Source organism: Clostridium chromiireducens, assembly GCF_002029255.1.
Classification (GTDB): Bacteria; Bacillota; Clostridia; order Clostridiales; family Clostridiaceae; genus Clostridium; species Clostridium chromiireducens.
The window spans coordinates 1-11,146 of record NZ_MZGT01000109.1; the positions used below are offsets into that span (position 1 = coordinate 1).

An 11,146-nucleotide genomic window follows, 5' to 3' on the forward strand; every position below is an offset into this window, starting at 1 on the left:
GTATTAGTATAATCAAATAAAAAAGCTATGGATATTCTCCAAAGCTTTTTCTTATTTTATAGCTAACTAACTTTTTATCATAGATATTAAATAATTGTATTGATACTATTCACTCTTGAGGCCATCTATAATATTCTCCCTTTTTACTCTTGAGCTAGAATAAAGCATTGCTACCCCCACAATTATAAATACAGAAACTACAGCTGATAAAATACTTACCCATGGAAGAATAAAATTAAAATTAAATTTTCCCATGATTATTCTATGAATTAAATACATTATTCCAATGCTTACTGGAAGTCCATATGCAAGTGATTTAATGCCATAGAATATACTTTCATAGTTTATCATTTTATTGAAGCTTTTTGGTGTCATTCCAACAGATTTCAACATGGCAAACTCTCTCTTCCTAAGAGCAACACTAGTGGATATTGTGTTAAGTATATTTGCAACGCAGATAGCTATAATTAGTGCAACAAATCCATATCCAAAAACTGACATAAGTACAATGATCTGATTTTCTCTTTGTCTATTCATAAATACATTTTGAATAGACATTCTATTGTCACCTCCAGCATTTATAATAGTTTCAATATCTGTCTGAAGTGTTACAGGATCATTACTCTTTATAAATAAGTTTGTATCTATGCTTTCAACTATATTCCCACGAGCACCTATTATTTTATCAAATACTTCTCTAGATACTATAATGTTAAATTCTGGATTTGCTTCTAGAGAAAAAACTCCTGTCGGTAATTTATCTGTAGTAGCTGCTATTTCTACTGATGTTAGCGGCTCATCTTTTTCTGGTTCAAAGCTATGATAAAGTAAATCTAGCTTTTCTCCCTTATTTACTTTTACTGCCTTTGTTTGAACATATTTTTCAGTCTGCATATCTTTATATTTAACTGTATCAATAACTATTGCAGAAATTTTATTTGTATCTTTTAATAAGTTAAAATCTACTCCAACTTCTTTTGCATATATTTTAAGAGCTTCGTTATCTAATGCGTTTACATTAACACTATAAGGATATGCTCCATTTTTCATTATACTTTTGTCGTCACCTTTCAAGTAGTCTGCCATGGAGTTTTCATTAATCCATACCTTTGCATCAAAAGTATTTACTTTGTTGAGCTCTTTTATGGTATCAAGAGCGCTTATTTTTTTAACTGTATTGTTTTTTTCCTCTGCATTTTTACCTGTTATCAATACATTTATATCAAAGTTTATTCCATCTTGACTTAAAATAACAGATTTCTTTAAATCGGAAGTAACAGAGTTTACACTTAAAAACAATATCATACTGATAGTCAAAGAAAATACTGTTGCCTTATATCTACCTTTATTTCTTTTTAAATTCTTAAGTCCTATATTTCCCTCAATACCAAACACTTTTTCTGTAAACCTTGAAGTTTTTATCTCTTTACCTGTTAATTTTATATCCGAGGTTTGGCGAATAGCATCGATAGCAGATATACTTGAAGCTCTTTTTGCAGGAATATATGTTGATATTAGTATAGTAAGAGCAGAAACTACAATGGCAGCAATAACAATTAACGGCGATACTACTACCCTAAAGTTTTCAGTAACTCCCAACGCCCCCCTAATCATAGAGTTTACACATAGGAACGTAAGGCCCATACCTAAAAATCCGCAAATAATTCCAATTGGAATACCTATTACTCCTATAACTGCTCCTTCAAAAAACACTGAATCTCTCTTTTGTCTTTTAGTAGCTCCTACACTTGATAGCATTCCTAAATACCTTGAACGTTCTGATACAGAAATAGCAAAAGCATTATATATGAGCGAAATAGATCCAACCATTATTATTATAATCATTATAGCGGATAGACCAAGAATCATATTATGCATTGAATCATCCTTAACAACTCCATGATATCTAAGTAAGCTATTATTAAACTCTACTGTTTTTATTTTATTTTGTACTGCTATATCTTTTGCATAATCAAATAGTCCTCTGTTAATACTTTTTAATATTACAAATGCATTTTCTTTTTCCTTCGAAGTAACATTATTTTCATCTACATAACCAAGTACTGTAAAACCTGGAGCCCATGTGGGCTCAAACTTAGGGCGCTTTATTATACCTACAATTTTATAAGTTTTTGTATTTTCCTTTGTTAAAGTTTCTCCAAGAGTATCTTTATTCTTTTGAAAATAATCGTTCTGTGTCAAAACTCTATTGTCGGAATATCTCTTTCCAATATCAGCAGTTAGAGTATCTCCTATTTTGTAGTTAACTTTAGCATTGTTTATAATGTCCTCTGAAATTACAACTTCATTTGTAGCTTCTGGGAGCCTTCCCTTACTTAATTCAACTGGAAACTTCCTAAAACCTTCTTTGTTGTACTCCTGTATAAATAAGTAAGGTTTACTAACATTTTTACTTCCATTTAACAATGCATATCCTAAATCCCTACTCAAAATAACATTCTTCGTATTTTTATCACTTTTTATTGATTGGAGTTGAACGTTATCAATATCTTTATAGACAACATGCCACTCCCCTTCATTGGCTATACTTTGTCTTTGCATTACATCCATAAAAGAAACTACGAGAGTAGCCACACCAGTTACCATTGCCGCTGAGATAATTACACCTATTATAGTTACAATTGTTCTCTTTTTATTTAATCTTAAATGCCTTAAAGTCAATTTATTTATTATATTCACGAGCGAACCACCTCATCCTTTTTAATTTCACCATCTTCTATTGCTATGATTCTGTCAGCTTGTAATGCAATACGCTCATCATGAGTAATTATTATAAGGGTTTGGTTAAAAGTTTTGTTAAACATTTTTAATAAATCAACTATTTCACTACTATTCTTACTATCTAGATTTCCAGTTGGCTCATCAGCAAGCATTATAGCTGGATTACTTATAAGAGCTCTTCCTATAGACACTCTTTGTTGTTGTCCACCAGAAAGTTGGTTAGGCAAATGATTGAGCCTTTTCTCTAAGTTAAGTATTTTTATTATCTCATCAAACTGCTTCTTATCTACTTTGTGTCCATCAAGCAGTAGTGGGAGAGTAATATTTTCTTCTACATTGAGTACTGGAATAAGATTATAAAATTGATATATAAGTCCGATTTGTCTGCGCCTAAAGATAGCTAGCTGTGTTTCATCTAAATTATAAATATCAGTATTATCTACTAAGACCTTACCACTAGTCGGTCTATCTACTCCTCCAAGCATATGAAGCAAAGTTGATTTTCCTGAACCTGATGGTCCAATAATTGCGACAAATTCTCCTTTTTCTACTGAAAAGGATACATCATTAAGTGCCTTTACCGCAGTATCCCCACTGCCATATACCTTAGATAAGTGTTCTATTCTTAGTATTTCCATCTTAAAACCTCCAAGTTTTTTATCATGGTTTTAGTATATATAGTTCAGATGACTTTACAGTGACTTTATTATTACAATTTAGTCACTTATGAATTTTTAAGCTTTAAATTTTGTTTGATATAAATATCTATCCTTTATACCGTTATCTTATAAAATTTTATAATAAAACATGTCCCCTCATTTTTCCTGCTGCTTACATTTATATCTCCATTTTGACTTGTAACAATGGTTTTAGCCATAGCGAGACCTATTCCCACGCTATCTTCACCTGCATTTTTGCCCTTATAAAATCGCTTGAAAATATATGGTAAATCTTCTTTTTCTATTCCGCTTCCGTTATCTAAGATCTTTATTTCTGTAAACAAAGGATTTTCATCAAAGAAGATAGATATTCTTCCATCTTCTCCAGTATGCTCTATGCAATTTTTTATTATGTTGATTAAAGCCTCTGTAGTCCAGTATAAATCTCCAATAAAGCTTACATTACTACCGCCTTCTATCACTAGTGTTTGATTCTTAATTTCTATAGGAATCAGAAGAGGCTCAGTTGATTTTCTAATTAGTTCTGATACAGCTACTCTATCCTTTTTAAAGCTCACCGTTCCAGCATCTATTTTAGATAGCTTCAGTAAAGAAGTTAACAGCCACTGCATACGATCAAGTTGCATTTCAATATTATTAGTAAATTCAATTCTTTTTTCCGCCTCTAGGTCATTATCGCTTAATAAGTCTGACATAACTCTCATAGATGTAAGCGGTGTCTTCAGCTGATGGGATATATCCGATATTGCATCAGCAAGCTGCATTTTCTCTTTTTTAAGAAGTTCCCCTTGCTTTGAAAGCATAAGAGTTACCTTATAAATCTCATTTTTAAGAATGCTTAGTTCTCCCTCTTCATTATCTCTAATATCCAGTGAATACTCTCCATTGCAAATACGCCTCAAATAACCAGAGAGTTTCTCAAGCTCTCCATATTCTCTTTTAATAAACCAAAAACTACTAACAAACAAGATAACAAAGGCTATAAAAGAAATTATTCCTGCTAGAACATTCAAGAAAAAAATACAGGCTGCTGCTATCGTAGATACTATAAAAGCAATAATAAAGTATACTCTAACCTCTCTATTTCTTATCATTTTAATCACCAACCTTATATCCCAAACCCCTGACTGTCTTTATAATTGTAGGCTTTTGTGGATCATCTTCCAGCTTTTCTCTTATCCTTTTTATGTAAACCGTTAGCGTATTATCATTTACGAAATCTCCTGCTACATCCCATATTCCCTCTAAGATTTGATTCCTTGATAAAACCTGCCCTGGATTATTTGCAAAGATTAGCAATATACGATACTCAAGCGCTGTTAAGGTAATTTCTGCATCATTTTTATATACCTTTGCATCAAGAGTATTAATGCGAATATTATTTAATTCTAATATTGCTTTTGAACTGCTGTCCTTACCATATCTGCGTATTACAGACCTTATGCGAGAAATAAGTTCTCTGATACGAAAAGGCTTTGTTATATAATCATCTGCACCAATATCAAGTCCCATTACTACATTAACTTCATCATCGCAAGCAGTTAAAAATATGACAGGTGTATCATCTTTTTCTCTAACTATCTTACATAGTTCATATCCACTTCCATCAGGCAGGGATAAGTCAAATAAGCATAGATTAAATTTATTATCTTTTATAACACCCTTAGCTGAGGAAATATCATAACAAACCATTGTATCAAACCCCTCCTGCTTCAAGGAATATTCTAGTCCAGATGCAATAATTTTATCGTCTTCAACTAGTAAAATCTTCAAGTTATATCACCTCTCTTATAGATTTAACATTATTATAACAGCCTATACGATTTTTAAGTGACTAAATTGTAATAAAACAAAAATTGCAATTATTCTAGTCTCCTAAAAAGTAACTAAAACAACTGCAATTTAATAATTTTAATTTCTTTATATAGTAGTATCTTTTTTCCATCACTGCAAAATAAAAAAGAGATTAAATTTTTATAGATTTGATTGTAGTGCTCTCCGTGACAATAAAACCCACGACCACCTGTAAGTAGCTATTTAAGCCACATACAAATGGTCGTGGGTTTTATGGTGGAGGCGAAGCGTACCTAGCCCCTGCTCTATTCTCCAATTTTAATAACTTTCGCATTCACTTATTATAAGCAACGGTTCTGCCTTAAAACCTAGCTTAAACTAGATTCTCTCTTTTATCTTATATTGACAAAATATCCAGTATAGGGTTAAGATTTATAATATGTGAGGTAAGATAAATGGTAGCAACAGGTTTTATTTTTTTTATGGGGATTTTATTCTTTACCAGTTTTCTTTTAACTGTACCGTCAATAATCGGACTTATAGTATGCAGGCGATATAAGAAAAAGAAAGGTAAAAAAACAAAATTAATAATTCGTATATTATTAATCATTGTACTACTAGCTGGATTAGTAATGTTTGCGGTTCCGGTAGCTTTTGGGGGTATGATTATGTACGGCAACTATCATGTGGCACAGTATAAGCAGACACTACCAGCAGTTGCGGGCAGGGGAGATTTAGCAGGTGTAAAGCAGCTTTTAGATAGAGGAACTGACCCAGACCAGAACGATGGACTTAATTATACTGCATTAACATCTGCGTGTTCAGAAGAAGGTAACTATGATATTGCAAAACTTCTTATAGAACATAAGTGCACAGTGGATATAGAGATTAAAGAATATATAGATCAAAAAGATGTAGGATATACACCTCTCATGTATGCTGCAAATAAGGAAGAAAAGTATGACATTGTAAAATTACTTATAGATAACAATGCTGATGTAAATCATAAATCATCATCAGATGGATGTACTCCGCTTATTATAGCGACCAAGTATCCTAATCATTCAAACGATAAAATTGTAGATATTCTAATTAAAAATGGGGCAGATGTTAATGCTGCCGATAACAAAGGCAAGACAGCTCTCGCATATGCGTGCAATCAACCTGCCGATGAGACAAGCTATGCTATTATAAAGAATTTATTAGAGAATGGTGCTTTAATTAACACTAAGACAACCACTTTACAAGATCTTCTTACATTAGCAAAACAATATAATGTATATGATGGGAATAGCGGGAATGAATACTATAATAAGATTGGGAGTATTTTAAACGAGTATAGCACTAAATAAAATATCTTGAGAAAAAAGTTACTACATAGTTAACTGTGTGTTAATTATGTAGTAGCTATATTTTTGCTAAGGAAGACCCAAAAAGTACTATGAGCTACTTGTTTCTTGACAGTGAGGGAAACCTATTAGAAGGATAACCACTTTTTTTGTGGTTATTCTTTTTTATTTAGCTCATGCTTTTGCTCTTCTGCTAAAAATGTAAGAACCGCTCACGTATTAATCTTTATATTAATCTCTTCATTCGAAGCCTTCCCTAAATTATCCCAACCCTTTCCAACACTGTTTTTCTAATCAAATACCCAAGTTAACTTCAAAAGCCGTATGACTTACACCCTTGATAATAATTTGCTATGAATTGATCATATGCTCCCCTGACATAATAATCTAAGCATGCATCTTGTGAATCAAATCCAAATTGATTTCTTAATGCTGTTTTCATATGCTTTAAATAAAGAGAGTATTACTTTACAAAGGCAGTTTTTTTAGCCTTTCCCTATTATATATCGTCTCTTCACTATATAAAAAAATTAATTCAATACTGACTTGACAAAAGTGTATAGCAACCATATACTATTGACATGGATAAATATATAAACAACAAACATCAAATTGCATATGATTCTCTGGAGTTAGGGTTTGCTTTGACTGACCTTGATAAAAAGACTCGCTACTTCGGAACGGATGTGCCGATTTTTCACTCTGAAATACATGTAATAAAGGTCATTGCCGAACATCCTGGCATTCATGTGGGTGGACTTGCCGATATTCTAGGAGTAACAAAAGGATCTGTTTCCGAAATTCTCAAAAAGCTAGAGAGAAAGGCTCTGGTTATAAAAGAAGTTGATGATCTTAATTTATCTAGATATTCATTAAGTCTGACTGAAAAAGGTAAAAAAGCTCATAACAACCATATGCTCTATCATTCTATTGTAAATAATATGGTTGAAGATGAACTACAAAATGCCTCCGAACATGAATTGGAGTTTTTGTCAAACTTTTTGTCAAAGCTGATAAACAAGGTTAAATTTTTTAACGAAAATTTTGATGAGTAAAAATTTTAAGCAAGTGTATGGTTACTATACACATTTTTATTATTATTAAGTTAGGCGGTGTTAACATGAAAAGAAAAAGATCATCAAAGCCATATATGGCTTCTGATAATAATGAAGTAAGTGAGCAAATGTATAAACAAATACTTGAAGCTGATGAAAGGGCTTTATGGGTTATCTATAATTCTTTAGCCTCATGCGTTCCATTTAGCTTTTGCTCATATAGATTCCCAATATTTCCACCATTCAATTTTTTTAATAAATAATAAGTTGGAAAATAATAAAATTGACAAACCCTTAAAAAGGTAAGATGAATAATCAATTATACTCAAGCGTATGGTTGCCATACACACTTTTAGTATAATTAAGTTAGGAGGTATTAGCATCAAAAAGAAAAAATCATCAAGGCTATATATGAGTTCTAATAATAGTGAAGTAATTGAGCAAAAGTATAAACGTAAAATACTTGATACTGATGAACGAAGTTTATGGGCTGCTGAATTGAGCTTATGGGCTATCTATAATTCTTTAGCCGCATGTGTTTTCTTTGGTTTTTACCCATATGAATGTCCAATATTTCCACCAGTCAATGGTTTTAATAGCAAGTTTGAAAATAATAAAATTAATAACCCCTTAAAAACGCAAGATGAATAACCAATTGTATTCAAGCGTATAGCAACCATACTCCTTTTACCTATAATTTATGCTTATAAGATTAATCATGTATTAAAACATGAGTTATTCTTCCAGGAAAAAGTCAATTCTCTCAAAGGAAGAATATTAAAAAGTTTTAAATAAATTAAAGGTATTATTTTCACCATTTAAAACGATGCAATGACATACTCTAAATATAATAATTAATGCAAAAAAGAACATATCACATTTTAAGGAGAGACTATATAAATGAAGCAATTACATAACGAACATGAAAAGAACCTATATTCAAAAAGAAATACACCTATAATGCTGATAATAGGAATTGCATTTATTGCAGCAAATTTGCGTTCACCTTTAACAGCGGTTGGCCCATTGGTCGATCAAATTCGTGGTAGCTTACATATTTCAAATACATTAGCAGGTATGATTACAACTCTTCCGCTATTCGCTTTTGCAGGATTCTCACCTTTCGCTCCACGATTGGCGCGAAAATATGGAACTAAATTGGTGCTGCTTTGGTCACTTATTTTTCTGACTTTCGGAATTATATTGCGTTCATTGTTTGGTGGGTTGGGACTATTTCTGGGAACATTAATCCTTGGATTGTCCATTTCTGCCGGCAATGTGCTGATACCAAGTCTAATCAAACATGAATTTTCTAAACAGGTCGGTTTGATAACTGGCATCTATACTGCTTCTATGGGCCTTTTTGGGGCGATAGCATCCGGTATCAGCGTCCCTGTTGCTGCAAAATCGAGATTGGGATGGAGCGGAGCGTTAAGCATTTGGGCTGCACTTAGTTTCTTATCCATTATCATCTGGATACCTCAAATAATACGTAGAAAGCAAGAAATGTCCATTGTTAAAGGAACGATTGATAATGACATTAAAACAAAAGTAAAAAACGTCCATGAAGAAAAAAATGAAATAGACAGCATTAAAGGAGATGTCATTAATAAGGTTAATCTATGGAAATCTACTTTGGCATGGCAGGTAACGGTATATATGGGATTACAGTCTATGCTACTCTATTGCATGGTTGCATGGTTGCCTGCTATTTTAATCCAGCAGGGTATAAATTCAGACAAAGCAGGATGGATGCTCTCCCTTTATCAATTGGTATCGCTCCCTGTATCATTTTGGGGTTCTGTCCTTGCTGAGCGTAAAGCCAATCAACGTCCATTAGTTATCATTGCCTCTCTATTTGTTTTGGTGGGACTTTTGGGCATATTCTTAAAATGGACAGGGCTTACATTCCTGTGGATGATTATGTTAGGAATTGGCGGAACACTTACTTTTTGCCTGGCTATGATATTTTTTAGTTCTCGTACAAGAAATGCAGATGAAGCGGCAAGATTGTCCGGCATGGCACAGTCAATCGGCTACCTACTCGCTGCTTTTGGGCCGATGCTTTTTGGTTTTTTACATGATGCAGCTAACAACTGGGAATTACCATTTATTGTCTTAATCAGTGCTTCCGCATTATGCTTGTTTGCTGGGCTGGGTGCATCACGCGATCTGCATATAAATACAACTGTTGATAATAACGTCACACGTAAATATTCTATTTCTAATTTAGATTACTTATAATAAACTATTTTGAATCAAAAATAAGACATAGAGTAATAAGATATTCTTATATCACTCTATGTCTTATCTATGTTAAAATATCTCTTACTAAAATCAGATAAAGAGAAGTTTATTATATTCTCACTTGAAATTTTATTAGATTCTCTGAAGCATAAGTAGCATTCAGATTTTCCCAAATCTCTTCATTACTAATCTATTAAAAATTTTTAAAGGCTATTACCCTTACTAAGCAATAGCCGCTAAATATTCTAAATATAAATATTTTTAATTATAGTAACATACCGCCAGATGCTTCAATACGTTGACCGGTAACCCATCCCATTTCATCTGTGCATAGACTAGCCACAACCCCTCCAATATCAGAAGCTTCTCCAATTCTTCCGAGTGCAGCATAAGAACCAATTGTATCTTTCAAACCTGGATTTTTAATATAAGTATCTCCACTAAATTCAGTGTTAACAGCTCCAGGGGCTATAGTATTCGCTCTTATACCTCTAGCTCCTAATTCTTTAGCCAAATATCTAGTAAAGACTTCTACTGCACCTTTTGCAGCAGCATAAAGTCCAGAACCTGGGGATGTAAAACGTGTCAATCCTGTTGAAGTGTTTACAATTCCGCCTTTGTCAGCAATAAGAGGAATTAGTTTCTGTGTCAAAAAGAAAACTCCTTTAAAATGTACATTAACTATTTTATCAAACTCTTCTTCTGTAACTTCTAAAATAGGAGTATGGTTTGAAATTCCAGCATTGTTAATTAAAAAATCAAAGTGCTCTCTATTCCATTTATCCTTTAAAACATCTGATAACTTAGATGCAAAGGAATCAAAGGAAGATATATTACTTACATCTAGCTGAATAGCAGCACCTTTACCACCATTTGCTTCAATTTCTTTTACAATTTCATCTGCTTTTTCTTTTTTATTATTGTAAGTGATAATTACATCTATTCCCTTTTTAGATAATGATATTGCAGAATCTCTGCCAATTCCACGACTTCCACCTGTAACTAATGCAATTTTACTATTTGTATTCATAAAAATTTCTCCTTTAAATATTTATTAACCATTTCGAAATTAATATCTCATTATTCATACTGCTACTTATATTTCAAAGCTAGTATTACCTTAGTCATCAATTTTAATGTTAATCCAAGAAGATATAAGTCACTTAAAAATTAATTTCATATGATTTATACTCATGTTAATACCTAGAGATATATCTAGGTCAAGCTTTTTTCAAATAAATTTTCCGGGATTAATAAAAATAATATATATGATATTTAC

The 11,146-nt window shown here is 32.3% G+C and carries 11 protein-coding genes; 5 read left to right on the top strand and 6 right to left on the bottom strand.

Annotated elements, in window-relative coordinates; genetic code table 11:
• Positions 1 to 105: 105 nt before the first annotated feature.
• From CLCHR_RS22545 to CLCHR_RS22560, 4 genes are all read right to left on the bottom strand, one after another.
• Positions 106 to 2,700, bottom strand: coding sequence for an ABC transporter permease (locus CLCHR_RS22545; RefSeq protein ID WP_079442151.1), 2,595 nt, complete (start codon positions 2,698 to 2,700; stop codon positions 106 to 108).
• Complete coding sequence (locus tag CLCHR_RS22550) at positions 2,697 to 3,380, bottom strand: ABC transporter ATP-binding protein (RefSeq protein WP_065416982.1); 684 nt, start codon at positions 3,378 to 3,380, stop codon at positions 2,697 to 2,699. The genes CLCHR_RS22545 and CLCHR_RS22550 overlap by 4 nt, the downstream gene beginning before the upstream one ends.
• A gap of 134 nt (positions 3,381 to 3,514) precedes the next feature.
• The gene (locus CLCHR_RS22555; RefSeq protein ID WP_079442152.1) at positions 3,515 to 4,516 is read right to left on the bottom strand and encodes a sensor histidine kinase; all 1,002 of its coding nucleotides are present in this window, start codon (positions 4,514 to 4,516) and stop codon (positions 3,515 to 3,517) included.
• Position 4,517: 1 nt separating this feature from the next.
• Positions 4,518 to 5,195 carry a response regulator transcription factor gene (locus tag CLCHR_RS22560; protein ID WP_079442153.1) on the bottom strand — a complete coding sequence of 226 codons (678 nt, stop codon included), beginning with the start codon at positions 5,193 to 5,195 and terminating at the stop codon, positions 4,518 to 4,520.
• Positions 5,196 to 5,671: 476 nt separating this feature from the next.
• Here CLCHR_RS22560 and CLCHR_RS22565 point away from each other — a divergent pair, with 476 nt between their 5' ends.
• Complete coding sequence (locus CLCHR_RS22565; protein WP_079442154.1) at positions 5,672 to 6,568, top strand: ankyrin repeat domain-containing protein; 897 nt, start codon at positions 5,672 to 5,674, stop codon at positions 6,566 to 6,568.
• 310 nt (positions 6,569 to 6,878) lie between these two features.
• On the opposite strand, the gene CLCHR_RS25540 is transcribed toward CLCHR_RS22565, so the two are convergent.
• Entirely contained in the window at positions 6,879 to 7,007 is a 129-nt protein-coding gene (locus CLCHR_RS25540; protein ID WP_278337027.1) for a hypothetical protein, read from the bottom strand.
• Positions 7,008 to 7,146: 139 nt separating this feature from the next.
• Between CLCHR_RS25540 and CLCHR_RS22570 the strand changes: the two genes are divergently transcribed.
• The 4 genes from CLCHR_RS22570 (at position 7,147) to CLCHR_RS22585 (ending at position 9,864) form a co-directional block, all read left to right on the top strand.
• A complete protein-coding gene (locus tag CLCHR_RS22570) occupies positions 7,147 to 7,620 on the top strand; it encodes a MarR family winged helix-turn-helix transcriptional regulator (RefSeq protein WP_079442155.1) in 474 nt (157 codons plus the stop codon).
• A 65-nt stretch (positions 7,621 to 7,685) separates the two neighbouring features.
• Positions 7,686 to 7,883, top strand: a complete 198-nt coding sequence (locus CLCHR_RS22575) for a hypothetical protein (RefSeq protein WP_242966183.1) — start codon at positions 7,686 to 7,688, stop codon at positions 7,881 to 7,883.
• A 148-nt stretch (positions 7,884 to 8,031) separates the two neighbouring features.
• Positions 8,032 to 8,271, top strand: coding sequence for a hypothetical protein (locus tag CLCHR_RS22580; RefSeq protein WP_242966184.1), 240 nt, complete (start codon positions 8,032 to 8,034; stop codon positions 8,269 to 8,271).
• A gap of 249 nt (positions 8,272 to 8,520) precedes the next feature.
• Positions 8,521 to 9,864: a CynX/NimT family MFS transporter gene (locus tag CLCHR_RS22585; protein WP_079442158.1), complete on the top strand. Its 1,344-nt coding sequence runs from the start codon at positions 8,521 to 8,523 to the stop codon at positions 9,862 to 9,864.
• Positions 9,865 to 10,132: 268 nt separating this feature from the next.
• Here the strand turns inward: CLCHR_RS22585 and CLCHR_RS22590 are convergent, their stop codons facing one another.
• Complete coding sequence (locus tag CLCHR_RS22590; protein WP_079442159.1) at positions 10,133 to 10,897, bottom strand: SDR family NAD(P)-dependent oxidoreductase; 765 nt, start codon at positions 10,895 to 10,897, stop codon at positions 10,133 to 10,135.
• Between the last annotated feature and the right edge of the window lie 249 nt (positions 10,898 to 11,146).

Bases quoted from the DNA above. Each gene is read 5' to 3' on its own strand.
- CLCHR_RS22550 (WP_065416982.1), bottom strand. From the start codon at position 3,380: ATGGAAATACTAAGAATAGAACACTTATCTAAGGTATATGGCAGTGGG.
- CLCHR_RS22555 (WP_079442152.1), bottom strand. From the start codon at position 4,516: ATGATAAGAAATAGAGAGGTTAGAGTATACTTTATTATTGCTTTTATA.
- CLCHR_RS22565 (WP_079442154.1), top strand. From the start codon at position 5,672: ATGGTAGCAACAGGTTTTATTTTTTTTATGGGGATTTTATTCTTTACC.
- CLCHR_RS25540 (WP_278337027.1), bottom strand. From the start codon at position 7,007: ATGAAAACAGCATTAAGAAATCAATTTGGATTTGATTCACAAGATGCA.
- CLCHR_RS22570 (WP_079442155.1), top strand. From the start codon at position 7,147: ATGGATAAATATATAAACAACAAACATCAAATTGCATATGATTCTCTG.
- CLCHR_RS22575 (WP_242966183.1), top strand. From the start codon at position 7,686: ATGAAAAGAAAAAGATCATCAAAGCCATATATGGCTTCTGATAATAAT.
- CLCHR_RS22580 (WP_242966184.1), top strand. From the start codon at position 8,032: ATGAGTTCTAATAATAGTGAAGTAATTGAGCAAAAGTATAAACGTAAA.
- CLCHR_RS22585 (WP_079442158.1), top strand. From the start codon at position 8,521: ATGAAGCAATTACATAACGAACATGAAAAGAACCTATATTCAAAAAGA.
- CLCHR_RS22590 (WP_079442159.1), bottom strand. From the start codon at position 10,897: ATGAATACAAATAGTAAAATTGCATTAGTTACAGGTGGAAGTCGTGGA.